This is a genomic window from Streptomyces sp. CA-251247, assembly GCF_050952975.1.
In the GTDB taxonomy this organism is placed as follows: domain Bacteria; phylum Actinomycetota; class Actinomycetes; order Streptomycetales; family Streptomycetaceae; genus Streptomyces; species Streptomyces achmelvichensis.
In genome coordinates this window covers 4,143,872-4,169,673 of sequence record NZ_CP191861.1, presented here as the reverse complement: position 1 = coordinate 4,169,673, position 25,802 = coordinate 4,143,872, and the positions used below count along the sequence as shown (strand labels likewise).

Below are 25,802 nucleotides of genomic sequence, written 5' to 3'. Positions count from 1 at the left end.
CACGCGACAACCAACCGCCCGACTGCTCAGGCACCCAGCCCCACGCCTCGCACCCGGCAGATCAGCCGCCGAGCCCCGCATCCCGCGCCAGCAACGCCGCCTGCACCCGGTTTTCGCACTCCAGTTTCGCGAGGATCCTGCTCACGTAGGTCTTCACCGTGGCCTCGCTCATATGCAGCCGCTTTCCGGCGTCCGCATTGGACAGCCCCTCGCCCAGCAGCGCCAGCACCTCGTGCTCCCGGGTGCTCAGACCCGCCACGCGGGCCCGCGCCTCCTCGCTGCGCGCAGCCGCCCGCCCGGACGCCAGCTGGTCGACCACGTGCCGCGTCGCACCGGGGGAGAGGTACGCATCCCCGGCGGCAGCGGCCCGTACGGCTCCGATCAGCTCCGCGGGCGCGGTGTCCTTCAGCAGAAATCCGGCGCCACCGGACGCCAGCGTCCGCAGGACGTTGTCCCGTTCACCGAAGGTCGTCAGCACGATGACACGCGCCGCCGGGACCGCCCTGCGCAACTCCCCCACCGCCGTGAGGCCGTCCATGACCGGCATCTGGATGTCGAGCAGCACCACGTCGGCGCCGTGCGCCCGTGTCATGTCGACCGCCTCGCGTCCGTTCGCCGCCTCGGCCACGACCTGGATGCCGGGGTCCGACGTCAGAATCATCCGGATACCCGCCCTGATCAGCGGCTCGTCATCCGCGATGACGACCCGGATCGGCGTTCCGGGCACCCCCGCCGGCCCCATCCCGTCCACTTCACACCCACCCGTATCCGCCGGCCGACATCGAACACGGCCTACCGACCCACACCTGCCGCCCGACACCTACCAAACGACACCTACCACTCGGCACCTACCGAGCGGCACCCACCGCCGGGCACCTACCACCCGGCACCTACCGAGCCCCGCCCACGCGACGTGCACCCAGCGCCCCGAACCTACCGACTGACCTCGTACGCCTTCTTCTCGATCAGCTTGCCGTCCCGGAAGCAGAACCGGAACACCGGTTCGGTCTCCATGTTGTCCCCCACATCCGAGGACATCAGCACCAGGCACTCGGAGCCCTCCGGCTCCTTCGGGCCCTTCCCGCTCAGTCCCGTGGTCATGATCGAGTCGCCGGGGGGCAGCCGGTCCCGCACCGCCTCCTCGTCGTCCCCGATCCGCACGCTTCGGTACTCGGCCGGGTCGATCATCCCCTCGTCCATCGACCCGACGAGGAAGAAGAGCCCGAAGATCCCCGCGGCCCCGAGCACCAGCAGGGCCGCCAGGGCGATCGCGCACCCCATGGCGATACCGCCGGCCCTGCTCCGCCCCTCGGTACCCGGAAGGGTCAACTGCCCGCCCGGGTATGCCCATTGGCCGCCCGGGTGCTCCCCCTGCCCGCCGCGCACGGGAAGCCGCTCGGTGACGCTCCAGTCCATGACCGGAACGCCGTCGTCATAGAGGGCCCTCGGCGACTGCTGATGGAAGTCGTCCTCGGCCGCGAGGAGCGGCGTGGCCTCCACCACGCCGTAGGGGAGCATCCCCGCCACCCGGAAGCCGCCGCCGCTCGCCGGACCCGCATGGACGATCCCGCCCACCAGCCGCGCCCGCTCACGCAGCCCGGTGAGCCCCTGCCCGCCGCTGACGACGGCACCCCGGGCCGCCGCGTCCACCTGCCCGCTGACGATCTCCACGACGAGGGAGTCCGGCTCGTAGCGCAGCTCGACGTCGATGCGGGCGCCGGGAGCGTGCTTGTACGCGTTCGTCAGCGCCTCCTGCGCTATGCGGTAGGCGGCATGGTCGGCCGCCGCCGCGAGCGGCCGCTCGTCGCCGGCGCGACGCAACTCCACCTCGTTCCCCGCGGCCCGGGCAGCCTCCACGAGTCCCTCGATGCCGGCAGTCCCCCGCGTGACGCGCCCCGAGTCGTCCACCGGCGCCGACGGCGCCTCGACCCCGTCCCGCAGGATGCCGACGACCTCGCGCAGTTCGTGCATGGCGGTCACGGACGCGTTGCGCAGTACGCCGACCGCCTCCCGCTGCTGTGGGGTGAGCTGCGGATCCACCTCCAGCGCCCCCGTGTGCACCGAGATCAGCGCGAGCTGGTGCCCGAGGCTGTCGTGCATGTCCTGGGCTATGCGCTGCCGCTCCATCAGCCGGGCCTGCCCGGCGACCATTGCCCTCTCGCGCAGCAGCTGCGCGTTGCGCTCCTGGAGTGCGTGCAGCAGGGTCCGCCGCTGGGTCCAGTAGCGGCTGGCGAGCCCGGGCACGAGCGTCGTCGCGAGGAAGTACAGCGTGGAGAGCAGCACCAGGGTCAGAGTCGCCGACGGGGCCCAGCCCTCCAGCAGCGTGGTGCCGATGAAGAGGGCGTACGCCACGGTGAACGCCGCCATCACCCGCCCGGCACCGACGATCCGGCGCCCCGCCGACCAACCGACGATCAGCAGCAGCGGCGCGAACCCGCTCACCAGCGGCGCGAGGACTGCGGTGACCAGCAGTACGGGCGTGGGCATCCGGCGCCGCAGCAGCGAGAGCAGCGTTGCGGCGGCACCGACGGCGAGCAGCCGTGCCCCTTCGCTGCCCATCAGCTCTTCGGTACCGGCCGCCATGACACCCAGCACCAGCCCGAGGACCACTTCGCCGGCCGTCCGCCGCGGCGACCACAGCTCAGGGGCGGCCATCCAGGACCAACCCGCCCGGGCAGCGGCCCGGATCTTCGTCGACGCGTTCACGACGGCACCCTAGAGAATCCCCCGCCACGCCCACGCCCTCCTTTGGTCGCGGACGGGAGCGACGAACGTCGCACAGTCGTGTATCCCACACCCGCCGACGACCCCCGCCCACGGATCCGGCCCGCTCGCGACCACGAAGCCGGCGCGCCCTCGCTCCCCAAGGCGACCGCCCTCGACGCGCACCGGGCCGGTGCCGGACACGCAGCCGACCGCCGTTCGACCACGCAGTACTCCGGACACGAAGAAGCCCCGTAGGTCGAGGACCTACGGGGCTTCCATCTGTGCGCGAGGGGGGAGTTGAACCCCCACGCCCTTTCGGGCACTGGAACCTGAATCCAGCGCGTCTGCCTATTCCGCCACCCGCGCATTGGGTGCTGCCGTTCGGGGTCTCACCGGCTCGGTGCGTCCCCCTGGCGACATGCAGAAGATTAGCACGCTGGACAGGGTGCCTTCACATCCGTTTGTTTGGCACAGCCGGCCGGGGAACAGGGAACGGAGAGCGGCCGCCCCCACTCCTCCTCGGCACACCCCGGGTGCGGGACACTGTCAGGAGGCCGCCTCTACGATCCGTGTGAGAGGTGACACTCATCGACGGGGCAGACAAGGGGAACCAGCCGATTTCCCGACGCGTGGATACGATCAGTAAGCAGTACCAGGACGGCAACGACGGAGGAGGTGCCTCATGGGAGTCCTGAAGAAGTTCGAGCAGCGACTCGAAGGTCTGGTCAACGGCACCTTCGCCAAGGTGTTCAAGTCCGAGGTCCAGCCTGTCGAGATCGCGGGCGCGCTCCAGCGTGAGTGCGACAACAACGCGACGATCTGGAACCGTGAGCGGACGGTCGTCCCCAACGACTTCATCGTGGAGCTCAGCCCCGGCGACTTCGAGCGCCTGAGTCCGTACTCCGGCCAGCTCGGCGACGAGCTCGCGGGCTTGGTCCGCGACTACGCCAAGCAGCAGCGCTACACCTTCATGGGCACGATCAAGGTCCATCTAGAGAAGGCGGACGACCTCGACACGGGTCTGTACCGCGTGCGCAGCCGTACGCTCGCGTCGAGTACGTCACAGGCACCCGACCGGGCACCGGCCGGCCCCGCCCCCGTCGCCCCGCAGGGCGGCGCTCGCGGCGGGTACGGTTACCCTCCCACCGGAGCACCTCCGATGCCGGCCGCACCGCCCCCGGGCGGCGGCCGTCCCGGACCCGCTCCCACGGCGGACCGCCGTCCGGCAGGGGCCGCGGGCCCGCTGCCGGGCACCCAAGTCAGACGTTGGATCGAGATCAACGGCACCCGCCATCAGATCTCCCGCCCGACGCTGGTGCTGGGTCGCAGCACCGACGCCGATGTGCGGATCGACGACCCCGGCGTATCGCGCCGGCACTGTGAGATCCGGACCGGAACGCCCTCGACGATCCAGGATCTCGGGTCTACCAACGGCATCGTGGTAGACGGGCAGCACACCACCCGCGCTACGCTCCGCGACGGCTCGCGGATCGTCGTGGGCAGCACCACCATCGTTTACCGGCAAGCCGAAGGGTGAAGCGGGGGCAATGTCAGAGCTGACCCTGACGGTCATGCGGCTAGGTTTCCTGGCTGTTCTGTGGCTGTTCGTCATCGTGGCCGTCCAGGTCATTCGCAGCGACCTGTTCGGTACGCGCGTCACGCAGCGCGGCTCACGCCGCAATGCCGACGCCCGTCCCCAGCAGCAGGCGCGCCAGAGTGCTGCGCCACCGCCGCAGCGCCAGCAGGCGAACAGCCGCCAGCGGCGCGGAGCGCCGACCAAGCTGGTCGTGTCCGAGGGGACCCTGACGGGTACCACCGTGGCACTGCAGGGCCAGACCATCTCGCTGGGCCGGGCCCACGATTCAACGATCGTGCTGGACGACGACTACGCCTCCAGCCGGCATGCCAGGATCTACCCGGACCGTGACGGCCAGTGGATCGTCGAGGATCTCGGGTCCACCAACGGCACATATCTCGACCGGACCCGACTCACCACGCCGACCCCGATTCCGCTGGGCGCGCCGATCCGCATCGGCAAGACCGTCATCGAGCTGCGGAAGTAGTAGGACAATGACAGCGCGCGAGCGGAGCGAGCGAGCCGCAGCGGTCCCGACAGCGGACCGGGACGGGCTCCCGACCGGAGGGTGGGCAGTGTGGCTCGAGACCGGCTGTACCCCGAGCCGACGGGCGAGGTGCGCATGAGTCTGTCACTGCGCTTCGCCGCCGGATCGCACAAAGGCATGATCCGGGAGGGGAACGAGGACTCCGGCTACGCCGGCCCCCGCCTGCTGGCCATCGCCGACGGCATGGGCGGCCAGGCCGCCGGTGAGGTCGCCTCCTCGGAGGTCATCTCCACGCTCGTCACGCTCGACGACGACGTGCCCGGCTCGGACATCCTCACCTCGCTCGGTACCGCCGTGCAGCGCGCCAATGATCAGCTGCGGCTGATGGTCGAGGAGGACCCTCAGCTCGAAGGCATGGGCACGACGCTCACCGCCCTGCTGTGGACCGGCCAGCGGCTCGGCCTCGTGCATGTCGGCGACTCCCGCGCGTACCTGCTCCGCGACGGCGTGCTGACCCAGATCACGCAGGACCACACCTGGGTGCAGCGCCTCGTCGACGAGGGCCGGATCACCGAGGAGGAAGCGACCACCCACCCGCAGCGCTCGCTGCTGATGCGCGCGCTGGGCAGTGGCGACCATGTCGAGCCCGACCTCTCGATCCGTGAGGTGCGCGCCGGCGACCGCTATCTGATCTGCTCCGACGGCCTGTCCGGCGTCGTCTCGCACCAGACGATGGAAGAGACGCTCGCCAGCTACCAGGGCCCGCAGGAGACCATCCAGGACCTGATCCAGCTCGCTCTGCGCGGCGGCGGTCCGGACAACATCACCTGCATCGTGGCGGACGTCCTCGACACCGACACCAACGACACTCTGGCCGGGCAGCTCAACGACACCCCGGTCGTCGTCGGCGCGGTCGCCGAGAACCAGCTGCAGATGAACGACGGCGGCGCCATGCAGACGCCCGCCGGCCGCGCGGCGGGCCTCGGCCGCCCCGTGCCGCCGCAGGCGAACGGCAGCTTCGGCCCGCCCGGAAGCGGCGGCGGGGCGGGGTACGGCGGACTGCCGTCCGAGGACAGCTTCGGCGCGTACGGCGACGACGACTTCGTCAAGCCGCGCGGCGGCCGCAAGTGGCTGAAGCGCTCGTTCTTCATCGTGCTCGCGCTGGCGGTCGTCGGCGGCGGTCTGTACGGCGGCTACCGCTGGACGCAGACCCAGTACTACGTCGGCTCCAACGACGAGCACGTCGCGCTCTACCAGGGCATCAGCCAGGACCTGGCATGGGTCTCGCTCTCGAAGGTGGAGAAGGACCACCCCGAGATCGAACTCAAGTACCTGCCGGAGTACCAGCGCAAGCAGGTCGAGGGCACCATCACCCAGGACAGCCTCGGCCGGGCCCGCTCGAAGATCGACGAACTCGCCGCTCAGGCCTCCGCCTGCAAGAAGGAGGAGCAGCGCCGCGAGGCCGCCGACCGTGCGAGCACGCCGCCGCCCGGTGAGGGCGAGGCCGGTGGCACCACCGGCAAGCCCGCCACCCAGAACGCCAAGACCAAGCCGACCGCACCTACTCCCACTCCGGGCCCCACCCTCTCGGAAGAGGAGCAGAAGCTGGCCGCGAACTGCGGAAAGCAGTAACGGCCTAGGGGGCCCTCTCCACCATGAGCGTTGTCACCAACACCACCACGATCGGCGCGATCGAAGCACCGAGCCGCCGCAACACCGAGCTGATGCTGCTCGCCTTCGCCGTCGTCATTCCGGTGTTCGCGTACATCAACGTGGGGCTCGCCCTCGACGGCAAGCTGCCAGCCGGCGTGCTCGGTTACGGCCTCGGCCTCGGCCTGCTGGCCGGCGTGGCGCACCTGGCGGTGCGCAAGTTCGCCAAGTACTCCGACCCGCTGCTGCTGCCGCTGGCCACGTTGCTCAACGGCCTCGGACTGGTCATGATCTGGCGGCTCGACCAGTCCCCGCGGCTGATCCAGCGCGCCGAGAACCTCTTCGGCAGCTTCAGCCCGGACGCCCCCAAGCAGCTCATGTACTCGGCGATCGGCATCGCGCTCTTCGTCGCCGTGCTGATGCTGCTCAAGGACCACCGCATCCTCCAGCGCTACACGTACATCTCGATGGCGGTGGCGCTGGTCCTGCTGATCCTGCCGATGTTCTTCCCGGCGGTGAACGGCGCCAAGATCTGGATCAGCCTCGGCCCCTTCACCATCCAGCCCGGCGAGTTCGCGAAGATCATCATCGCGATCTTCTTCTCCGGCTACCTGATGGTGAAGCGTGACGCCCTGGCACTGGCGAGCCGCCGGTTCATGGGCCTGTACCTGCCGCGCGGACGGGACCTCGGACCGATCCTCATGGTCTGGGCGATGTCCATCCTCATCCTGGTCTTCGAGACCGACCTCGGTACCTCGCTGCTGTTCTTCGGCCTCTTCGTGATCATGCTGTACGTGGCCACCGAGCGCACCAGCTGGATCGTCTTCGGCCTGCTGATGTCGGCGGTCGGCGCGGTGGGTGTCGCCTCCTTCGAGCCGCACGTCCAGCAGCGTGTGGAGTTCTGGCTCAACCCCTTCGCGGAGGAGACCTGGCGGCAGAGCGAGCAGATCGGCCAGGCGCTGATGTCCTTCGGCTCCGGCGGCACGCTCGGCACCGGGCTCGGCCAGGGCGACTCCGACCTCATCGGCTTCGCCGCCAACTCCGACTTCATCCTCTCCACCTTCGGTGAGGAACTGGGTCTCGCCGGAATGATGGCGTTCCTGCTGGTCTACGGCCTCATCGTGGAACGCGGCGTACGCACCGCACTCGCCGCCCGTGACCCCTTCGGCAAGCTCCTCGCCGTCGGCCTCTCCGGCGCCTTCGCCATCCAGGTCTTCGTCGTCGCCGGCGGTGTGATGGGCCTCATCCCGCTGACCGGTATGACCATGCCGTTCGTCGCCTACGGCGGTTCGTCCGTGATCGCCAACTGGGCGCTGATCGGCATCCTGATCCGTATCAGCGACACCGCGCGCCGTCCCGCGCCGGCTCCCGCCCCGTCCCCCGATGCCGAGATGACCCAGGTGGTCCGACCGTGAACAAGCCCCTGCGCCGGATCGCGATCTTCTGCGGCCTTCTCGTCCTGGCCCTCCTCGTGCGCATCAACTGGCTCCAGTACGCCGAGGCCGAGGACCTCAACACGAACAGCAAGAACCGCCGCATCACGATCGAGCGGTACGCCAGCGAGCGCGGCAACATCATCGTCGACGGCAAGCCCATCACCGGCTCGGTCGAGACGAACGACACCGACTTCAAGTACAAGCGCACCTACGTCGACGGCCCCATGTGGGCACCGGTGACCGGGTACGCCTCGCAGGCCTTCGACGCCAACCAGATCGAGAAGCTCGAGGACGGCATCCTCACGGGCAACTCCGACCAGCTCTTCTTCGACCGCACGATGGCGATGTTCACCGGCGACACGAAGAAGGGCGGCAACGTCGTCACGACCCTCAACGGCGCCGCGCAGAAGGCCGCCTTCGAGGGCCTGGGCAGCAAGAAGGGCGCCGTCGCGGCGATCGACCCGCAGACGGGCAAGATCCTCGCCCTCGCCTCCACCCCGTCGTACGACCCGGCCTCCTTCGCCGGCTACCGGGACGCGGACGCGAAGGCGTGGAACGCGCTGGAGAAGGACAAGGACAAGCCGAAGCTCAACCGCGCGCTGCGCGAGGTCTACCCGCCCGGATCGACCTTCAAGGTGCTCACCGCGGCGGCAGCACTGGAGAACGGCGCGGTGGACGACATCGACGCGCCCACGGACACCCCCGAGCCGTACACCCTGCCCGACACGCGCACGAAGCTCCCCAACTCGCACACGGGCTGCAAGAACGCCAGCCTCAACGAGGCGCTGCGGGTCTCCTGCAACACCGTCTTCGCCAAGCTCGGTGACACGGTCGGCCGGGACAAGATGGTCGAGATGGCGCAGAAGTTCGGCTTCAACAACGCCGAGATCGACACCCCGGTCCGTGCGGCGGCGTCCGTCTACGACAAGAACATGGACAAGCCGGGCAACGCGCTCTCCTCCATCGGCCAGTTCAACACGGCCACCACGCCTCTCCAGATGGCCATGGTCACGGCGGCGATCGCCAACGACGGCAAGCTGATGAAGCCGTACATGATCGACCAGCTCGAGGCGCCGAACCTCGATGTGATCTCCAAGACCGAGCCGCAGGAGATGAGCCGTCCGGTCTCGCAGAAGAACGCGCAGCTCCTTCAGCAGATGATGGAGAACGTGGTCGACAGTGGCACCGGCGACAAGGCCAAGATTGACGGCGTCAAGGTCGGCGGCAAGACGGGTACCGCCCAGCACGGCGAGAACAACAGCAAGAACCCCTACGCCTGGTTCATCTCGTACGCCAAGACCGCGGACGGTTCCCCGGTCGCCGTCGCCGTCGTCGTGGAGGACAGCGAGGCCCGGCGCGACGACATCTCGGGTGGCGGACTCGCGGCCCCGATCGCCAAGAAAGTGATGCAGGCGGTACTGGACAGCAAGAAGTGATGCGGATCACGTGCGCCCCCCATACCTGCACATTGCGATACCGGTCGGGTATCAGCTGACGGTCGCGGGCCGATGGAGTGGGGAGCGGCCGGTAGCGTATGCGCGAACAGCACACCGCCGGACCACACGCTGGTGCGGTCGGGACTGACGGAGAGGGCTGGAACAGTTATGGAAGAGCCGCGTCGCCTCGGCGGCCGGTATGAACTGGGCTCGGTGCTCGGCCGCGGTGGCATGGCAGAGGTGTACCTCGCCCACGACACCCGGCTCGGCCGCACCGTCGCCGTGAAGACGCTGCGGGCCGACCTCGCCCGCGACCCGTCCTTCCAGGCCCGGTTCCGCCGTGAGGCCCAGTCGGCCGCCTCGCTCAACCACCCGGCGATCGTCGCGGTGTACGACACGGGCGAGGACTACGTCGACGGGGTCTCGATCCCGTACATCGTCATGGAGTACGTCGACGGCTCCACGCTCAGAGAGCTGCTGCACTCGGGACGCAAGCTGCTGCCCGAGCGCACCCTGGAGATGACCATCGGCATCCTCCAGGCCCTGGAGTACTCCCACCGCAACGGCATCGTCCACCGCGACATCAAGCCGGCGAACGTCATGCTGACGCGCACCGGCCAGGTCAAGGTCATGGACTTCGGCATCGCCCGCGCCATGGGCGACTCCGGGATGACGATGACGCAGACCGCCGCCGTCATCGGCACGGCCCAGTACCTCTCGCCCGAGCAGGCCAAGGGCGAGCAGGTCGACGCACGCTCCGACCTGTACTCCACCGGCTGTCTGCTCTACGAGCTCCTGACCGTGCGGCCGCCCTTCGTGGGCGACTCCCCGGTGGCCGTCGCGTACCAGCACGTACGCGAGGAGCCGCAGCCGCCCAGCAACTTCGACCCCGAGATCACGCCCGAGATGGACGCCATCGTCCTGCGGGCCCTGGTCAAGGACCCCGACTACCGCTACCAGTCCGCCGACGAGATGCGTGCGGACATCGAGGCCTGTCTGGACGGACAGCCCGTGGCGGCGACGGCGGCGATGGGCGCGGTCGGCTACGGCTACGGCTCGGACGACCAGGCCACCACGGCGCTGCGCCAGGCCGACCCGGCGGGCCAGACCTCGATGCTGCCGCCCATGAACCCGGACGACGGCGGCTTCGGCGGCTACGACGACCGCCCGGGCCGCCGACGCCAGCAGAAGAAGTCCAACACGTCGACGATCCTGCTGGTGATCGCGGGCATCCTGGTGCTGGTCGGCGCGGTGCTGATCGGCCGCTCCGTCTTCGGCGGCAGCGACGGGGGCAACGGCGACGTGCCGGCGCCCTCGCTCGTCGGCAAGACAGTGAAGGAAGCCGAGACGCTCGCGACGAACTCGGGCGTCAAGATCAACCAGTCCGGCACGGACCGCTGCGACCAGCCCAAGGACACGATCTGCAGCCAGACGCCGAATGAAGGCGCCAATATGCAGCAGGGCGAGACGGTCCAGTACGTCCTCTCCGAGGGCGCACCGAAGATCGAGGTCCCGGACGTCACCGAGAAGTCCCAGACGAACGCGCAGGAAGCCCTCCAGCGCAAGGGATTCAAGTTCAAGGTCGAGGAAGTCGAGTCCTCCGATCAGGAGCCCGGCACGGTTATCTCCCAGGACCCGCGGGGCAACAGCCTGGCCGAGAAGGGCACGACCGTGAACCTGAAGGTGGCCAAGGAAGCGCTGGTGAACATTCCGCCGGTGCAGGGCCAGCAGTTCGACAGTGCCAAGGCTCAGCTGGAGACCCTCGAGTTCAAGGTCGAGCGGCAGGACGTGGACTCGGACCAGCCCGTGAACACGGTCATCGAACAGTCCCCCACGGGTAAGGCGTCCAAGGGCGCGACGATCACGCTGAAGGTCTCCAAGGGCCCGCAGCAGCCGACCGGGAAGCCGGTTCCCGAGGTGCGGACCCAGAGGCTCGGACAGGCCAAGCAGATCCTGGCCCAGAACGGCTTCACGAACCTCGCGCTCGCACCCGGCAGCCCGGGCGACGACAACGCCATCGTGACGTCGCTCAACCCGCAGCCCGGCACGCAGGTCGACCCGGCCACCACCACGATCACGCTCACGACGATCGGTGGCGGCGGCGGGAACGGCGGCAACAACGGAGGCGGGAACGGCGGATTCATCGGCGGCGGAGACGGCGACTGATCCGAGCGGAAGCCCAGACGGAAGCCCCGGTCACCCTCGAAGGGTGCCGGGGCTTCTGCGTGCGCGGATGCGCTGGACCGGGGCGGGTGGCCGCAGGCTCGCGGACGACTGCCGTGCAGAACCCTGCCGTGCCGATCCCAGCAGGCAATGCGGATTCGTTTCAGCGCAGCTCGTCCGGGGGTGTGCGGTTCTTGTCGACCCTCTCCTCGCGCACCAGCTCGCCCCACACGATGTAGCGGTAGTCCGAGGTGTAGACAGGCGTGCACGTGGTCAGCGTGATGTAGCGGCCCGGCTTGGACTTGCCCGACTCCTTCGGGACCGGCTGCAGCACGTTCACGTTGTACTTCGAGGTCTCGGGAAGCTTCTTGAAGACCTTGTAGACGTACCAGGTGTCCCGCGTCTCGAAGACGACCGGGTCACCCTCCCGCACCTTGTGGATGTTGTGGAACTTCGCTCCGTGGCCGTCGCGGTGCGCGGCGAGCGTGAAGTTGCCCTGCGGGTCCCAGGGGAGCGCCGACTTGATCGGGGCGGTGTAGTAGCCGGCGATGCCGTCGTTGAGGGCCTTGGCGTCGGTGCCCTGCTTCACCAGTACCTCGCCCTTCGACATCGCGGGCACGTGCAGGAAGCCGATGCCGTCCTTGGTGTCGAGCGCCCCCGGTCCGGCCCATCCGTCGCGCATCTGGTCTCCCTGGCGGGAGGCCTCACGGTCGGCGAGGACGTTCGTCCACCACAGGGAGTAGACGACGAAGAGGCCCAGCACCACGCCCGCAGTGATCAGCAGCTCGCCGAAGACACTGATGACGCCGGCGATCCGGCTGCGCGCACGTGACACTGCACCTGTTCCCGTCTAGAAGTCGTCAGCCTACGAGCGCGTCCGGTTTTCCCTTGCTGCGCGGCCGTTCCTCGACCATCTTGCCCCACACGATCATTCGATACGTACTCGTGAATTCCGGCGTGCACGTCGTGAGCGTGATGTACCTGCCGGGCCCGGTGAAGCCGGATCCGGCCGGCACCGGCGCGATGACGCCGATGTTCGAAGGCGACGTCTGGGGAAGGATGTTCGCCATCTTGTACGTGTAGTAGGCGTCCTGCGTCTCGACGACGATCGGGTCGCCGGGCTGGAGACGGTTGATGTAACGGAACGGCTCACCATGGGTGTTGCGGTGGCCGGCAACCGCGAAGTTGCCCGCCTTGTCGGCCGGCATCGCCGTCTTGAGCTTGCCCTCGCCGTAGTGGCCCACCATGCCGCGGTCCAGGACCTTGTTCTTGTTGATGCCCTCGGCGATCGGGACCACCACGTCCAGCTTCGGGATGTACATGATCGCGAAGCCCTGCCCGGGCTCGAAGGCGCCGGGCTGACGGCCCTTGGCGAAGCCCTCCTGGATCTTGCTCGTCTCCCGGCCGGCGAGCTGCCCGGCACGGATGTTGGTCCACCACAGCTGATAGGTGACGAACAGCAGCAGCAGCACGCCGAAGCTGATGAACAGCTCGCCGATGGCCCGGCTGGCCACGACGGCGGGGCTGTCCTTCGCCGCACGGGCCGCTCTGCGGGCCTCCACGCGCGACAGGGGCCTCCCGGGCGCTGCGGAGGTCTCCGGCGCCTCGGGGCGCCTGCGGCCCCGGCCCTTGGCCGCTCTGCGGCGCTCGGCACGGCCGGGCCCTGCGGGAGCCTCCTCGGCGCGCCGGGTGTCCGACGTGAGCAGGCCGACCGTCTCATCGTCCTCACCGCGTCCCGATGTACTCCCCGAACCGGGGAACGGTCGGGGGAACCGGCCGGGCTCAGGCTCGGGTATCACTTCCGGCGCCGGCCGCGCAGCGGGCACGGGCCCGGCCTCCTGCTGCCCGTACCAGTCCCCCTGATAGGTCTCGGCGTAGGCCTCCGCGGCGCTCGAGGGGTACTGGCCGTAGTTCTGCGCCTGCTGGAGCCCTTCGTACGACCGGGGCGCGGAGTGCTGCTGCGCATAGCCCTGAGGGCCCGGAGAAGGCGTGCGCGAGTACCGCTGCGGTGCGGCGGGTGCCTGTGGATAGGCCTGCGGCTGCTCCCGGCCCGGACCGTACGCCTGGGGCGGCAGGTAGGCCTGGGCGTCGGCCTGGCCCCGTGGACGGGCCCGGGCCCGCTCCCACTCCTCCGGAGGGGTCGGGTCCGTCAGGGGGTCGTACTCGTCCCCCGGACGCCCGGCACTCACGCCACGGCCTTGCCCACCACCGGCGCGAGCCCCGCCGAACGCTCGACCGCGCCGATGTCGCCGCACTGCTCCAGCCAGTTGGCCAGCATCAGGTGCCCGTGCTCGGTGAGGACCGACTCGGGGTGGAACTGCACGCCTTCGACGGCCAGTTCACGGTGGCGCAGCCCCATGATGATGCCGTCCGCGGTCCGCGCGGTGACCTCCAGCTCCTCGGGCAGGTCGGCCGGCTCCGCGGCCAGCGAGTGGTAGCGGGTCGCGGTGAACGGCGAGGGCAGCCCGGCGAAGACGCCCTTGCCCTGGTGCGCCACCGGCGAGGTCTTGCCGTGCAGCAGCTCGGGAGCGCGGTCGACCACTCCGCCGTACGCCACCGCCATCGACTGCATGCCGAGGCAGACACCGAAGACGGGCACTCCGGTCGCCGCGCAGTGCCGCACCATCTCGATGCACACACCGGCCTGCTCGGGGGCGCCGGGCCCGGGGGAGAGCAGCACCCCGTCGAAGCCGTCCTGCACATGTTCGAGTCCGACCGCGTCATTCCGGACGACCTCGCACTCCGCACCGAGCTGGTACAGGTACTGAACGAGGTTGAAGACGAAGCTGTCGTAGTTGTCGACGACGAGGATGCGTGCACTCATCGGGCCACCCCCGCTCCGTCGACCGTCACATCGTTGAACGGAAGCAGCGGCTCCGCCCACGGGAAGACGTACTGGAACAGCACGTAGACAACCGCGAGGGCGAGCACGAGCGAGATGAGAGCCCGCACCCATACGTTGCCCGGCAGATGCCGCCAGATCCAGCCGTACATGCCGTCCCTTTCCGTTCGGTACCGCACCAGACTAAAGGGCGGCAGGGGCGCATGGGTCAGCTGCGCAAAGCTTCCGGTTTGCCGTCCGTCACAGGCTGGGTGGCGTCGAGGTGCGCCCAGACGATCAGCCGGTGGCTGCTTCCCCATTCCGGATCGCACGTCGTGAGGGTGAGATAGCGCCCGGGACCGTCGAACCTCGACTTCCGGGGAACGGGCTCGATCACCCCGATGTCACCGGGGACCGTACGGTACGGCTTCCTGTCGATGCGGTACGTGAACCACGTCGTACCGTCGGTCAGCACAACGGCGTCACCGGCCCGCAGCCGGGGGAAGTCCTTGAACGGATCACCGTACGTACGGCGGTGACCTGCGACCGAGAAGTTGCCGGTGCCGCCGAGCCGGGCCGTGGTGGCGTAGTGCCCCAGACCCTTCTTGAGCGTCCCCGTACGGGTGCCTTCGAGGACCGGCCAGTCCCAACTGCCGCCGAAACGGGGGATGTACATGACGGCGAAGGGCTTGCCGTCCCGGTACTCCGGGGCCGGCGGAGCGGGGGTGGGTGCGGTCGTGCCGCCGGGAGCCGGTGCCGGGCTCGCCACCGCGCCGTGGGACCACTCGTCCTGAAGCCGTCCGATCTGACCGTCCGAGGCGTCGGCCGCCTTGACGCCCGTCCAGAACACGACGTACGCGACGAAGAGAACGATCAAGGTGCCGACGGTGATGCACAGTTCGCTGAAGGTCCTGACGATCAGCCGTACCGACACCGAACCCCCCAGGCGCTACTGCACGGGCTTCGCGTAGTGGAGATCCACTGTGCCCGAGTAGCCGGGGAGAGTCACCGCCTCGCGCTCGTCCACTTTCCAGCCCAGGCCGTAGGCCTTCACATACAGCTGGTAGTTCTGCACGGCGACGGAGTCGTCGAGAGCCTTCTGGAGCGCGCTCTGGTCACCCACAGCGGTGATCCGGTACGGCGGGGAGTAGACGCGGCCCTGGAGGATGAGGGTGTTTCCCACACAGCGGACGGCGCTGGTGGAGATGAGCCGCTGGTCCATGACCTGGATGCCCTTGGCGCCGCCCTTCCACAGGGCGTTGACGACGGCCTGGAGATCCTGCTGGTGGATCACCAGGTCGTTCGCCTGCGGCTCGGGATAGCCGGGTGCGGCCTGGGCGTTGGGCGGGGCGTCGTTGAGGGTGACGGTCAGCGCGGGCCCGGTCAGCTTCCGGGTGCCAGCCACCTCCTCCAGAGCACCGAGCTTCTGGTCCTCGGCCTTGGTGGAGCCGTCGTCGCGCTGGGCGAGAGCGTCGACGTCGCCGCGGAGCGCGGCCGTGGACTCGGTGAGATCACCGTTCTTGGTGCTGCGCTGCTGGATCAGATCGGACAGCTTCAGCAGGGAGCCGTCGGTCCGCAGATCGGTACCCTTGGCCGTATTGAAACTTGTCACGAAGATCAGCCCGGCGAGGGCGAAAACGGCAGCTGTCAACACCCGGCCCACCCGCCAGTTGAAGCGGTGAACCGGGCCTTGCGGGGAGTCGGCGGAATTGCTCAACGTACCCTTATCTCCTCAGGCGCCGCGGAAGCACTACGCTAACGGACGCCCGGGGGCGGCAGTGGTCCCCCTTCGCTCCAGCCCCGGCGCCAGCCACAGTTCCCTGCGCGGTCACGCAGCGCATCGACAGGAGAGTCCCTCGTGCCGAAGTCACGTATCCGCAAGAAGGCCGAGTTCACGCCGCCGCCCTCGACGAAGCAGGCGACCAGCATCAAGCTGACGAGCCGCAGCTGGGTAGCGCCCGTGATGCTCGCGTTGTTCCTGATCGGACTCGCCTGGATCGTCCTCTTCTATGTGACCGAGGGCGACCTTCCGATCAAGAGCTTCGGCAACTGGAACATCGTCGCGGGCTTCGGCTTCATCGCCGCCGGCTTCGGTGTCTCCACCCAGTGGAAGTAGCTCTGCCGCAGCTCCCGGAGCCGCTTCGGCTCCCGGGGCGGGACGTCAAGCCCTGCCCCAAGGTTATCCACAGCGTTGTCCACAGTGGGGAAAAGGTCTGACGATCTGTGGATAACCTTCAAAGTGTTGACGCCGGTGTGACTGCATGAGCCATCTCGGTGAAGCGTTCCGCCCCTTGCCTCTGCTGGGAAAACCCAGTTCAGCGACAAGGGGCACACGTGTCCCATACGGCATGCACAAGATCCGCCACACGCTGTGGACAACTTTGGGGAAAGGTTGCGCTCAGCTGAGCAAGCAGCCGCTCGGCCCGGGTGATCGACGGGTTCTCCTCGGCTTCGGGTGACTGCCGGGAGTCAGGTCAGGGACGCGGTCCGGGCGATCACGGCCGCCACGATCAGCAGCAGGACCCCCGCACAGCACGCGACCTGCACCAGGGTGCGGCGATGGCGTGGAGCGTAGGCGAGGCCGAGGGTGACCAGGGCGCCGGCCACCAGACCGCCGATGTGCCCCTCCCAGGAGATGCCCTCGCGGTTGAAGGTGAAGATCAGACTGATCACCAGGATCGCGATGACCGGGCGCATGTCGAGGTTCTTTCGACGCGCGAGCACGGCGAACGCGCCGATCAGGCCGTAGATGGCGCCCGACGCACCCAGTGATCCCTGGTTCGGGGCGGCGATCAGATAGGCGAGCGCGCTGCCGCCGAGCCCCGAGATGAGATAGACCGCGAGGAAGCGGGAGCGGCCGAGCTCCGGCTCGACGATCCTGCCGAGGAACCAGAGCCCCACCAGGTTGAAGAGGATATGGGGCACCTCTTCGTGCAGGAACACCGAAGTGATCAGGCGGTACCACTCGCCGTCCGCGACTCCGACAACCTCGTTGAGCTGGGGGTTGTACGCGTACCCGATCAGCAGCGTCTCGTCGAGGAAGCGGTCGCCGAGGGCGAGCACCACCACGTACACGGCGGCGTTGATGGCCACGAGGATCTTGGTGACCAGGAAGGCGTCGGATCGGATGCTGCCGCCCGCGATGGTCCGCGGCTGGTTCGCCGTCGGAGCGTGTCCGGTGCCGGAGCCGGTGCGCACGCAGTCGGGGCACTGGAACCCCACGGACGCGTCGACCATGCAGTCCGGACAGATCGGACGCTCGCAACGCACGCAGCTGATGCCCGTCTCGCGGCCGGGATGCCGGTAGCAGCTGGGCAGGCTGTGCGCGTCCTGCGGCTCCTTCGGAGTGCCTGGCACCTGGTCCATGGGATCCCTCAATCTCCCTCGATCAAAAAACACCGCCCCGTCCATCCTTACGGACGGACGGGGCGCATTGGTTCCCCTGGGGACCAGGCCCGGGAAATCAGCCCTCGCGGGTCTCGACGACGACGGACTCGATCACGACGTCGTTGAGCGGACGGTCGGTCCGCGGGTTGGTCTGGGTGCCGACGATCGCGTCCACGACCTTCTTGCCCGCCTCGGTGCTGACCTCGCCGAAGATGGTGTGCTTACGGGTCAGCCACGAGGTGGGCGACACCGTGATGAAGAACTGCGAGCCGTTGGTGCCCGGGCCGGCGTTCGCCATGGCCAGCAGGTACGGCTTGTCGAAGGCGAGGTCCGGGTGGAACTCGTCACCGAACTCATAGCCCGGGCCGCCGGTGCCGTTACCCAGCGGGTCGCCGCCCTGGATCATGAAGCCGCTGATGACGCGGTGGAAGACCGTGCCGTCGTACAGCCTGTCCGTGGACTTCTTGCCGGTCGCCGGGTGGGTCCACTCGCGCTCGCCCTGAGCGAGTTCGACAAAGTTCTTGACCGTCTTGGGCGCGTGGTTCGGCAGGAGCCGGATCTCGATGTCGCCTTGGTTGGTCTTCAGGGTGGCGTAAAGCTGCTCGGCCACGATCCTGCCTTCCGTAAGTCTCGTCTGACGTCCACCGATCCTCGCACGGAAGCGTGGCTCACGGAGAAAAGCGGCTGAGTCCTCGCCGAAGCGGCGCGCTCCGGGGCGAATCGTGGCATCGTCGAGCGGAAGCTCCCAAACATGACCCGGATGCGCGGCCCCACATGCCGAGCATGAGGTCTGCGGGCATGATTTCCATTCAGACGGAAAGGCGAAACTGTGCCGAACTGGGGAAATCCCCAGGCCCCAGAACGCCACCGAGGAGGAGGATCCCCGTGACCCGCATGGACAGCGTGCGCGCCGCGACCGGTACGGCGAAGGAAAGCGTGCTGCACGCCGCGGACGTGGTGGCGCCCTACGCCGGTACTGCCAAGGACCAGGCCGCGCTTTACGCGCAGGAAGCCCGCGTCCGGCTCGCGCCCAAGGTCTCCAAGGCCGCCAAGAAGGCCCGTGTTCAGTACGACACCCGTGTCGCACCGCATGTGCCGCCGAAGGTGGACGACGCCGCGCACCGGGCCGCGATCACGGCTCGCAGGGCAGCACGTCAGGCGGCGGACTACACAGTTCCGCGCGTCGAACACGCCGTTGCCGCCGCTCAGCCCGTACGGGAGGAGGCTGCGGCTCGCTCCGCTGCCGCGCTGGCCGCTCTGCGCGGTCAGGTGACGGCGAAGGACATTCAGAAGTTGGTGAGGAAGCACGAGCGGCGTTCGAAGGCCGCGCGTCTTGCCAAGGGTCTCGCGATCATCGGTGTTCTGGCCGGCGGCGCTGTGGCCGCCTGGAAGTGGTGGGACAAGCAGGCCAACCCCGACTGGCTGGTCGAGCCGCCCGCTGCGACGGAACTCGCCGACCGCGATCCGCTGACGTCCGTCGACGGCAGTCCGGAAGCGCTCGATCCCGAGGTCCAGGCGAAGCAGGCCGAGGCGGAGGCTGCCGATCGCGACGAGGGCCGCTGATCGGTCACCGCCCGTGTGGCCGGTGGTGATGCGGTGAGCGTGAGCAGTGCTTGCGGTGTCGTGCGCCGTGGTGCCACGAGTGCTGCCGCAGGACGGAACCTGCGCTGTGGTGCCTCAGAACAGGACGTGCGCTGTGGTGCTGCGGAACGGGACGTGCGCTGTGGTGCCGGGAGAGGTGAGTGCTCCCGGCGCCTCATGCCGAGGTGAGCGCGCGGTCCGCGAGGGTGTCCGAGCCCGGCTCGATCGCGGCGTCGTCGCTCTCGGCCGAGGGCAGGTGCCGGGTGGCGGGAGACGAACCGTGCGCCTCGGCGCTGATGCGCTGCTTGATCGTGGGCGGCAGTGACCTGTCGCGCATGGTCGGGCTCCAGCGCGTACTCTGCGCCGGCACCGTCCCTCGAACGGCCTCCGTACGCGTCTGACGCGGCAGGTCGGCACGCTCCGGCGTCTGAACGGCCGACTGCTGCGCGGCCGACGCGACGGTGGTGAGACCCACCGAGGCAAGCAGCGCGACGAGCGCGCTGAAGAATGCGGTCCACAGATTCCTGACCTTGTTGGCGGCCATGATCCCTCGCTTTCGGGTTGGGCGATCTACATACCTTCCTCATGATGTGTACGCATCTCGAGTTGCGAAGGACCGACGCAGGACATAGGCGGTTCTTCTGATGAACACCACCCGGACGGCCCAAGGTGGCCCCGGAAAAACCAAAAAAGAGCGCCCCGGCCTGCGGAAACAGGCCGGGGCGCTCTTCGTGTGTGGAGCCTAGGGGAGTCGAACCCCTGACATCTGCCATGCAAAGACAGCGCTCTACCAACTGAGCTAAGGCCCCTGGTCGCAGACCACAGTACCGGGTCACCCCCCGGTTCCTGCAAAAGGGATTGGGGCTCCCGGTGGGCGACCACTCTCCGTAAGATGCACGACGTGGTTCGCAGCAGCGAAGCCCGCTTTGGGGAAAGCGATGGGGAGACGCCATGGACGCCGCTCAGCAGGAAACGACCGCAAGAGCCAGAGAGCTGCAGCGCAGCTGGTACGGGGAGCCGTTGGGGGCGCTCTTCCGCCGGCTGATCGACGACCTGGGTCTCAATCAGGCCCGGCTCGCAGCCGTGCTCGGGCTGTCGGCTCCGATGCTGTCCCAGCTGATGAGCGGCCAGCGGGCCAAGATCGGCAATCCCGCGGTGGTCCAACGCGTCCAGGCGCTCCAGGAGTTGGCGAGTCTTGTCGCCGACGGCAGCGTCAGCGCGGTCGAAGCCACCGACCGGATGGAAGAGATCAAGAAGTCGCAGGGCGGATCCGTCCTCACCGGAACAAGCCAGAGCACGAACAGCTCCGGGGCTCCGACGGTGCGCCGGGTCGTCCGTGAGATCCAGTCGCTGCTGCGCTCCGTGGCCGCCGCCGGCGACATCATCGATGCCGCCGACTCCCTCGCCTCGAGCCACCCGGAGCTGGCAGAGTTCCTCAGGGTGTACGGCGCCGGACGCACCGCGGACGCCGTCGCCCACTACGAATCGCACCAGAACTGACGCGGGGCGGACGCCTCACGAGGGAACGGGAGCGGGCGCAGCGCCATGGGTGAGGTCTTCGCTGGTCGGTACGAGCTGATCGACCCGATCGGGCGCGGTGGTGTCGGTGCGGTCTGGCGCGCCTGGGACCACCGGCGCCGTCGCTGTGTGGCAGCCAAGGTGCTGCAGCAGAGCGACGCGCACACGCTGCTGCGCTTCGTCCGCGAGCAGGCGCTGCGGATAGATCACCCCCATGTCCTCGCTCCCGCGAGCTGGGCGGCGGACGACGACAAGGTGCTGTTCACCATGGATCTGGTGAGCGGCGGATCGCTGGCGCACCTCATCGGTGACTACGGCCCGCTGCCACCCGCCTTCGTGTGCACGCTGCTCGACCAGCTGCTGGCCGGACTGGCCGCGGTGCACGCGGAGGGGGTCGTGCACCGCGACATCAAGCCGGCGAACATCCTGCTGGAGGCGACGGGGACCAAGCGGCCGCATCTGCGACTGTCGGACTTCGGCATCTCCATGCGCAAGGGCGAGCCCCGGCTGACGGAGACCAACCATGTGGTGGGCACGCCCGGTTACTTCGCTCCCGAGCAGATGCTGGGCGCGGAGCCGGAGTTCACCGCGGACCTCTTCGCGGTCGGCCTGGTCGCGCTCTATCTGCTCCAGGGGCAGAAGCCCGACTCCCGTGCGCTGGTGGAGCACTTCACGCACCACGGCACCCCGGGCGCCCCCGCGGGCATACCCGAGCCGCTGTGGCAGGTCCTGGCGGGTCTGCTCCAGCCGGACCCCGATACGCGCTTCCGTACGGCCACAGGGGCGCGCAAGGCGCTCACCGCGGCCGTCGAGATGCTTCCCGAACCCGGGCCCGACGACGAGCCGGTCGAGGTCTTCGACCAACTGGGGCCGCTTCCCCCCGGGTTCGGCCCCTGCGGCCCCGAGCAGCCGTCCCTGCAGAGCGGGCCGGCCGGGTACACGGCATCGGTCGCCGAGCCGGCGCAGCCCCCCGTACAGCCGGCCCATCCGCCGTCGCAGACGGGCAGCTTCCCGGTCACTCCTCCGCCCCAGCAGCCGCCCGCGGTGCCCCCGTACGTGGACCGTCCCGCGCAGCCGGCCACTCCTCCCCCCATGCCGGCGACTCCACAGCCGGCTCCCACGCCTGCTCCCCCCACTGCGCACCACGCCTCCCCTCTGGGCCACCCCGCGCCGGAGCAGCCCTCGCTGTCCGGGACCGCCCCGACGGCCCCGATGCGGTACGAATCGCCTCTCACTCGTGCTTACACCGCTCAGAGCCCTCAGGTTCCGTTCCCGCACGCGCCGGTTCCGAGGGTGGGCACACAGCGAACGGGACCGCCCCCGAAGGTCGCGGTCCCGATACTGATCGTCGCGCTGCTCTGTTTCGCCGTGGGCATCTGGGCGTTGACCCAAGCATGAGCCCTCGCGGCCGGACCCTCTTCGCCGGGTGAGCCCGCCGGCCGAGTTACCAGCCCGCCAGCCGGGTTACCAGCTCGGCGGCGGCCCGAACTGCCCCTGCTGTGCCCCCGGAGCCTGCCCGGGCACCTGGCCGCCCTGCCCGTAATCACCCTGCGCGTGGCCGCCGGGCACCTGGCCGCCCTGCGCGTGGCCGCCCGGCACGTGCGCCTGATCCGGAAGCGTCGCCGGTCCCTGACCCGGCACCGCCGGCGTACCGGCGCCCGGGCCCGTGGGTGCGGCGGAGGCCCGCCGGCGCTTCAGCAGAAGCCACACCCCCAGTCCGAGCAGCAGCACGGTGCCCGTACCGATCAGGACGGCGGCCACCAGCTGCAGCGGATCGCTGCCGTCCTCGTCCGAGCCGCTCTTCCCGCTGTCGGCGGCCGCCTGGTCGTCCTCGGTGACCTGGAAGTCGCCCGCTGCGCCGTCGTAGGCCGGAGCGGCCTTCGGCTTGCCCTTGACGTTGACCCGGAGCGTCAGCGAGAGCGCCGTGCTCCCGTACTCCGCACCGACCTCGGGGCTCAGCGTCACCGCGATGTAGTACCAGCCCGCGAACCGCATGGCGCTGGTGGACTCGGTCGAGTCGAAGCGGTTCTCGTACGCCACCGGTGGCACCGGGTCGAGCGCGACGGACTTCTGCTTACCGTCGTAGTACACGCTCGCGGTCTCGTCGACGAGGCCGCGAGCCGGGTTGTGCAGAGACACCGACAGCGCGCTGGACACGCTCTGGGTGGTGTCGGAGGCCGTCGGGCTGGTGCCCAGGTCGGCGCTGGCGAAGATCTGCTGACCCCAGTCGAGCGGCACCCGGTAGAACCGCGTCCGGCCCGGGAGGATCTCGTCCCGCCACTCGCCTTCGGTGAGGCCGGTGGCGTCGGAGAAGCTCGTGCCGCCGGCGCGCTTCTGCGGGCTGCCTGCCGGAGGCGGGGGAGAGGCGGACGGCCAGTTCTCGGGCGCCGCCGTCGGACCGGCCGCCTTCAGACCGGGCTCCGCGGCGAAACGGATCTCCACGTCCCACGGTTCGGGACTGGACGCCGCGTCGCCGTCCCGCTCGATGAGGACGTAGTACGCGCCGGCCTCCTGGCAGCTGCTGCTGTCCTTGTCGATCATCCGGTCCGCGTACGCGGCGACGGGCCTGGCGTACGCGGCCGAGCCGAACTGGGCGTCACCGCTGCCGCACTTGGTTCCCGAGCGGTCCTCGATGCTCACCGAGAGCTTGTCGAGGGACGCGACCTTGGTCTTGAGCCTGGGTACCGCCACCGCCGAGATGTAGGCGTTCGTCCGGGCATCCAGATCAACGCGGTAGTAGCGCTTCTCGCCCGGCTTGATCGCGTCCTTGTAGACCGATCCCGCCGCCAACGCCGGCCCGTCGCTGTTGACGGCCGAACCCTTGACCGTCTTGGCCTCGCTGTCGAAGACGTACGGATTGGGCTCCCCGGCCGCCAGAGCCTGCGCCGGCAGCCCCGCCACCACGCACATCGCCGCCATGGCCGCGAACGTCACCCGGCCCGTGCCGCGCTGCCTCTTCACGCGCTTCTCCTCGGTGTGTGCTGGTCGTATCGGTGGCATGCCCGGTCCGTGTCGCGTCCGGACGAGCGGCGGACCGCGATCATGCCGGCACCCCGCCCCGCAACCGCGGCCATCACCGCGGGGGCACCATCCTGCCCCGTCGCCCGCTCCGCTGTCTGCGCCGGACGACGAATAGCCCGTGTTGTCCGCCTCGTCGCCGTGGTCGCGCTCCCTCGAGACCCTTCAGGTTTGCTTGAGCAATCAACCAGTTTGCTCCGGTGAATCCGCGGGCGGAAGCATCACGCAGTCCCCCGGCACCCGGACAGCACGAAGCCCCGGCCGCTTCGAGCGACCGGGGCTTCAACCACGACTGTTGCGTCTCACACACCCGAACCTGCGGGCACGGAGTCGGTCGCCTCCGTCCACAGATCCTGCTCGGCGCGATCCGCCTGGATCTGGCGGTACACGAGGAGCCCGCCGATGGCGGCCAGTGCGACCAGGAGAAGCTTCTTCACCGCGCGACCTCGTCTTTCCTTGACGTATGAGGACTTCTGGCGCCCGACTATACACACCGACCGATACCGATCGGTGACCTGCGTACGTCCCGCACTGGGCCCAACTGGAGCCCCGGACAAAGCGATCGATCCGCTCCTGCCCATCGGCGTCACCACCGTTTGCCGAAACCACCGGCCTAGTTGTCGTACCGGCGAAACGTCACCGCCGGCAGACTCGATGGAGAACTGGCGGCAGGCCCCCCGCGCGCCTCAGGACGCCTTTGCGGCGGTCCGCTTCGCGCTCTTGCTCCTGCTGGTGCCGGTGCTGCTCCGCGCGGCCTTGGCAGGCGCACTCCTGCGCCTCCTGGCGGTCGCCGCTGTGTCCGTCCCGGCCGCCGGGGGCGCAGCCTCCCCGTGCGAGATCGGCCAGGTGAACTCGATCTCCAGCTCGATCTCCCCGTCACCGACCTCGACCTCGATCTCGCTGCGAAGATCGTCGGGAATCCGCAGGCTCAGCGTCCCCGACCCGAGTTCCAGCGAGACATCCCCGCCCTGTCTCAGCGCCGCCGCGAGCGCTGTGAGCTGATCGGCCGCCTCCAGGCGGGACAGCGAGCGCTTCTGCTCGAACTTCAGGTCCGTCATGGCGTCTCCGATCCGGCGGAACCAAGGGATAACGCCAATTCTGATGCCAAGCACCGGATCGGACATCTTCACAGCCGGCGAGGGAACCGGAACGGCCGGCGCCGCGACCACACCCACCGGATGCGAAAGACCCCCAGCCATGATCGGCTGGGGGTCTTTCGGCTGGTGGGGCTAACAGGATTTGAACCTGTGGCCTCATCCTTATCAGGGATGCGCTCTAACCAACTGAGCTATAGCCCCGCCGCGCTGCGCGCTGACTTCTGAAGATTAGCGCACGTCTGGCGCAGCTCCCAAATCGGTTACTCGTCCTCCGCCAGCGTGAGCTCGACGCCGCCCACAAACCCCGCGGAGAGGTTGTAGATGAAGGCTCCGAGCGTCGCCAGCGCTGTGGCCAGCACCACATCGATCACCGCGATGACCGAGGTGAAGATGAGGACGCGCGGCAGCGACAGGAACGACTGGAGGTCGAAGCCATTGCTCTCGTTCGAGCCGGTGGCCTCGCTGATCGTCCCGCCGACCGTCGAGAAGACGCCCATCGCGTCCATGACCATCCACAGCACCGCGGACGCGATCACCGTGCAGATGCCCAGCGCGATGGAGAGCAGGAAGCTGACCTTCATCACCGACCAGGGGTCGGCCTTGGCGACGCGCAGCCGCGCCTTGCGGGTGCGCGGAGTCGTCCGCGCCCCGGTGCGCGGCAGGCGGACGCCTGCCTGCGTCCCGCCGCCGCCCTGGGGCGACTGGTAGGCCTGCGGCGGGTGGTACGGCTGTGCCGCCTGCTGAGGGGCCGGCTGCTCGCCTGCATACGTCTCGTACGGGGGATTGGGTCCCCGGGTGTCCGTCACCGTCATCCCCCTGCCTTCGGCGGGGGTGCCCCCGCCTTGGGAGTCCGCGGCAGGGCCACGGGCACCGTTCGCTCCAGCAGCTCCGGCAGCGGCCGAACCGGCGCCCGTGGCTCCACTCAC

General features: G+C 69.1%; 25 protein-coding genes and 3 tRNA genes. 10 read left to right on the top strand and 18 right to left on the bottom strand.

The window, feature by feature from the left end; genetic code table 11:
• Nucleotides 1-61 precede the first annotated feature (61 nt).
• The 3 genes from ACQPWZ_RS18375 to ACQPWZ_RS18365 form a co-directional block, all read right to left on the bottom strand.
• Nucleotides 62-727, bottom strand: coding sequence for a response regulator transcription factor (locus tag ACQPWZ_RS18375; RefSeq protein ID WP_340474158.1), 666 nt, complete (start codon nt 725-727; stop codon nt 62-64).
• 206 nt (nt 728-933) lie between these two features.
• Entirely contained in the window at nt 934-2,655 is a 1,722-nt protein-coding gene (locus tag ACQPWZ_RS18370) for a sensor histidine kinase (RefSeq protein ID WP_433573833.1), read from the bottom strand.
• A gap of 333 nt (nt 2,656-2,988) precedes the next feature.
• Nucleotides 2,989-3,072: transfer RNA gene (locus tag ACQPWZ_RS18365), tRNA-Leu, on the bottom strand.
• Between the two features lie 316 nt (nt 3,073-3,388).
• Here ACQPWZ_RS18365 and ACQPWZ_RS18360 point away from each other — a divergent pair.
• From ACQPWZ_RS18360 to pknB, 6 genes are all read left to right on the top strand, one after another.
• On the top strand, nt 3,389-4,243 hold the full coding sequence (locus ACQPWZ_RS18360) for a DUF3662 and FHA domain-containing protein (RefSeq protein WP_340474157.1): 855 nt from the start codon (nt 3,389-3,391) through the stop codon (nt 4,241-4,243).
• A 10-nt stretch (nt 4,244-4,253) separates the two neighbouring features.
• On the top strand, nt 4,254-4,769 hold the full coding sequence (locus ACQPWZ_RS18355; RefSeq protein WP_313945281.1) for an FHA domain-containing protein FhaB/FipA: 516 nt from the start codon (nt 4,254-4,256) through the stop codon (nt 4,767-4,769).
• Nucleotides 4,770-4,904: 135 nt separating this feature from the next.
• Nucleotides 4,905-6,401 carry a PP2C family protein-serine/threonine phosphatase gene (locus tag ACQPWZ_RS18350; RefSeq protein WP_356704851.1) on the top strand — a complete coding sequence of 499 codons (1,497 nt, stop codon included), beginning with the start codon at nt 4,905-4,907 and terminating at the stop codon, nt 6,399-6,401.
• 23 nt (nt 6,402-6,424) lie between these two features.
• A complete protein-coding gene (locus ACQPWZ_RS18345) occupies nt 6,425-7,834 on the top strand; it encodes an FtsW/RodA/SpoVE family cell cycle protein (protein ID WP_340474155.1) in 1,410 nt (469 codons plus the stop codon).
• The gene (locus tag ACQPWZ_RS18340; RefSeq protein WP_340474153.1) at nt 7,831-9,291 is read left to right on the top strand and encodes a peptidoglycan D,D-transpeptidase FtsI family protein; all 1,461 of its coding nucleotides are present in this window, start codon (nt 7,831-7,833) and stop codon (nt 9,289-9,291) included. The genes ACQPWZ_RS18345 and ACQPWZ_RS18340 overlap by 4 nt, the downstream gene beginning before the upstream one ends.
• Before the next feature lie 168 nt (nt 9,292-9,459).
• Nucleotides 9,460-11,457, top strand: a complete 1,998-nt coding sequence (pknB, locus tag ACQPWZ_RS18335; RefSeq protein ID WP_433571878.1) for a Stk1 family PASTA domain-containing Ser/Thr kinase — start codon at nt 9,460-9,462, stop codon at nt 11,455-11,457.
• Between the two features lie 160 nt (nt 11,458-11,617).
• Here the strand turns inward: pknB and ACQPWZ_RS18330 are convergent, their stop codons facing one another.
• Genes ACQPWZ_RS18330 through ACQPWZ_RS18305 form a run of 6 tightly spaced genes read right to left on the bottom strand, consistent with a single transcriptional unit; the run spans nt 11,618 to nt 15,992 of the window.
• Nucleotides 11,618-12,289, bottom strand: a complete 672-nt coding sequence (locus ACQPWZ_RS18330) for a class E sortase (RefSeq protein WP_340474151.1) — start codon at nt 12,287-12,289, stop codon at nt 11,618-11,620.
• A gap of 25 nt (nt 12,290-12,314) precedes the next feature.
• Nucleotides 12,315-13,643: a class E sortase gene (locus ACQPWZ_RS18325; RefSeq protein ID WP_433571877.1), complete on the bottom strand. Its 1,329-nt coding sequence runs from the start codon at nt 13,641-13,643 to the stop codon at nt 12,315-12,317.
• Entirely contained in the window at nt 13,640-14,278 is a 639-nt protein-coding gene (locus ACQPWZ_RS18320) for an aminodeoxychorismate/anthranilate synthase component II (RefSeq protein WP_327682340.1), read from the bottom strand. The genes ACQPWZ_RS18325 and ACQPWZ_RS18320 overlap by 4 nt, the downstream gene beginning before the upstream one ends.
• On the bottom strand, nt 14,275-14,448 hold the full coding sequence (locus ACQPWZ_RS18315; RefSeq protein WP_433571876.1) for a hypothetical protein: 174 nt from the start codon (nt 14,446-14,448) through the stop codon (nt 14,275-14,277). The genes ACQPWZ_RS18320 and ACQPWZ_RS18315 overlap by 4 nt, the downstream gene beginning before the upstream one ends.
• A 56-nt stretch (nt 14,449-14,504) precedes the next feature.
• Complete coding sequence (locus ACQPWZ_RS18310; protein WP_433571875.1) at nt 14,505-15,209, bottom strand: class E sortase; 705 nt, start codon at nt 15,207-15,209, stop codon at nt 14,505-14,507.
• Nucleotides 15,210-15,224: 15 nt separating this feature from the next.
• Nucleotides 15,225-15,992 carry a DUF881 domain-containing protein gene (locus tag ACQPWZ_RS18305; RefSeq protein ID WP_313945291.1) on the bottom strand — a complete coding sequence of 256 codons (768 nt, stop codon included), beginning with the start codon at nt 15,990-15,992 and terminating at the stop codon, nt 15,225-15,227.
• Nucleotides 15,993-16,133: 141 nt separating this feature from the next.
• On the opposite strand from ACQPWZ_RS18305, the gene crgA reads away from it, so the two are divergent.
• On the top strand, nt 16,134-16,391 hold the full coding sequence (gene crgA, locus ACQPWZ_RS18300; protein WP_340474147.1) for a cell division protein CrgA: 258 nt from the start codon (nt 16,134-16,136) through the stop codon (nt 16,389-16,391).
• Between the two features lie 353 nt (nt 16,392-16,744).
• On the opposite strand, the gene ACQPWZ_RS18295 is transcribed toward crgA, so the two are convergent.
• Together ACQPWZ_RS18295 and ACQPWZ_RS18290 are read right to left on the bottom strand one after the other, a co-directional pair.
• A complete protein-coding gene (locus tag ACQPWZ_RS18295) occupies nt 16,745-17,641 on the bottom strand; it encodes a rhomboid family intramembrane serine protease (protein WP_433571874.1) in 897 nt (298 codons plus the stop codon).
• 97 nt (nt 17,642-17,738) lie between these two features.
• Nucleotides 17,739-18,272: a peptidylprolyl isomerase gene (locus ACQPWZ_RS18290; RefSeq protein WP_313945295.1), complete on the bottom strand. Its 534-nt coding sequence runs from the start codon at nt 18,270-18,272 to the stop codon at nt 17,739-17,741.
• Nucleotides 18,273-18,547: 275 nt separating this feature from the next.
• Between ACQPWZ_RS18290 and ACQPWZ_RS18285 the strand changes: the two genes are divergently transcribed.
• Complete coding sequence (locus tag ACQPWZ_RS18285) at nt 18,548-19,225, top strand: DUF5324 family protein (protein WP_340474145.1); 678 nt, start codon at nt 18,548-18,550, stop codon at nt 19,223-19,225.
• 193 nt (nt 19,226-19,418) lie between these two features.
• Here ACQPWZ_RS18285 and ACQPWZ_RS18280 read toward each other — a convergent pair whose 3' ends face one another.
• Together ACQPWZ_RS18280 and ACQPWZ_RS18275 are read right to left on the bottom strand one after the other, a co-directional pair.
• The gene (locus ACQPWZ_RS18280; protein WP_340474144.1) at nt 19,419-19,787 is read right to left on the bottom strand and encodes a DUF6344 domain-containing protein; all 369 of its coding nucleotides are present in this window, start codon (nt 19,785-19,787) and stop codon (nt 19,419-19,421) included.
• A 192-nt stretch (nt 19,788-19,979) separates the two neighbouring features.
• Nucleotides 19,980-20,052: transfer RNA gene (locus ACQPWZ_RS18275), tRNA-Ala, on the bottom strand.
• A gap of 142 nt (nt 20,053-20,194) precedes the next feature.
• On the opposite strand from ACQPWZ_RS18275, the gene ACQPWZ_RS18270 reads away from it, so the two are divergent.
• On the top strand, nt 20,195-20,743 hold the full coding sequence (locus ACQPWZ_RS18270; RefSeq protein WP_313945298.1) for a helix-turn-helix domain-containing protein: 549 nt from the start codon (nt 20,195-20,197) through the stop codon (nt 20,741-20,743).
• 45 nt (nt 20,744-20,788) lie between these two features.
• Nucleotides 20,789-22,159 carry a serine/threonine-protein kinase gene (locus ACQPWZ_RS18265; protein WP_433571873.1) on the top strand — a complete coding sequence of 457 codons (1,371 nt, stop codon included), beginning with the start codon at nt 20,789-20,791 and terminating at the stop codon, nt 22,157-22,159.
• A 66-nt stretch (nt 22,160-22,225) separates the two neighbouring features.
• Here the strand turns inward: ACQPWZ_RS18265 and ACQPWZ_RS18260 are convergent, their stop codons facing one another.
• From ACQPWZ_RS18260 to ACQPWZ_RS18240, 5 genes are all read right to left on the bottom strand, one after another.
• The gene (locus ACQPWZ_RS18260; protein WP_433571872.1) at nt 22,226-23,722 is read right to left on the bottom strand and encodes a hypothetical protein; all 1,497 of its coding nucleotides are present in this window, start codon (nt 23,720-23,722) and stop codon (nt 22,226-22,228) included.
• A 359-nt stretch (nt 23,723-24,081) separates the two neighbouring features.
• A complete protein-coding gene (locus tag ACQPWZ_RS18255; protein WP_003958712.1) occupies nt 24,082-24,216 on the bottom strand; it encodes a DLW-39 family protein in 135 nt (44 codons plus the stop codon).
• A gap of 249 nt (nt 24,217-24,465) precedes the next feature.
• A complete protein-coding gene (locus ACQPWZ_RS18250; RefSeq protein ID WP_433571871.1) occupies nt 24,466-24,837 on the bottom strand; it encodes an amphi-Trp domain-containing protein in 372 nt (123 codons plus the stop codon).
• A gap of 163 nt (nt 24,838-25,000) precedes the next feature.
• A tRNA-Ile gene (locus tag ACQPWZ_RS18245) sits at nt 25,001-25,077 on the bottom strand.
• Nucleotides 25,078-25,136: 59 nt separating this feature from the next.
• Nucleotides 25,137-25,802: a DUF3566 domain-containing protein gene (locus ACQPWZ_RS18240; protein WP_383232527.1), complete on the bottom strand. Its 666-nt coding sequence runs from the start codon at nt 25,800-25,802 to the stop codon at nt 25,137-25,139.

Coding starts and splice junctions, on each gene's coding strand:
- ACQPWZ_RS18370 (WP_433573833.1), bottom strand. CDS start 2,655: ATGGCCGCCCCTGAGCTGTGGTCGCCGCGGCGGACGGCCGGCGAAGTG.
- ACQPWZ_RS18360 (WP_340474157.1), top strand. CDS start 3,389: ATGGGAGTCCTGAAGAAGTTCGAGCAGCGACTCGAAGGTCTGGTCAAC.
- ACQPWZ_RS18355 (WP_313945281.1), top strand. CDS start 4,254: ATGTCAGAGCTGACCCTGACGGTCATGCGGCTAGGTTTCCTGGCTGTT.
- ACQPWZ_RS18350 (WP_356704851.1), top strand. CDS start 4,905: ATGAGTCTGTCACTGCGCTTCGCCGCCGGATCGCACAAAGGCATGATC.
- ACQPWZ_RS18345 (WP_340474155.1), top strand. CDS start 6,425: ATGAGCGTTGTCACCAACACCACCACGATCGGCGCGATCGAAGCACCG.
- pknB (WP_433571878.1), top strand. CDS start 9,460: ATGGAAGAGCCGCGTCGCCTCGGCGGCCGGTATGAACTGGGCTCGGTG.
- ACQPWZ_RS18320 (WP_327682340.1), bottom strand. CDS start 14,278: ATGAGTGCACGCATCCTCGTCGTCGACAACTACGACAGCTTCGTCTTC.
- ACQPWZ_RS18315 (WP_433571876.1), bottom strand. CDS start 14,448: ATGTACGGCTGGATCTGGCGGCATCTGCCGGGCAACGTATGGGTGCGG.
- ACQPWZ_RS18295 (WP_433571874.1), bottom strand. CDS start 17,641: ATGGACCAGGTGCCAGGCACTCCGAAGGAGCCGCAGGACGCGCACAGC.
- ACQPWZ_RS18280 (WP_340474144.1), bottom strand. CDS start 19,787: ATGGCCGCCAACAAGGTCAGGAATCTGTGGACCGCATTCTTCAGCGCG.
- ACQPWZ_RS18270 (WP_313945298.1), top strand. CDS start 20,195: ATGGACGCCGCTCAGCAGGAAACGACCGCAAGAGCCAGAGAGCTGCAG.
- ACQPWZ_RS18265 (WP_433571873.1), top strand. CDS start 20,789: ATGGGTGAGGTCTTCGCTGGTCGGTACGAGCTGATCGACCCGATCGGG.
- ACQPWZ_RS18250 (WP_433571871.1), bottom strand. CDS start 24,837: ATGACGGACCTGAAGTTCGAGCAGAAGCGCTCGCTGTCCCGCCTGGAG.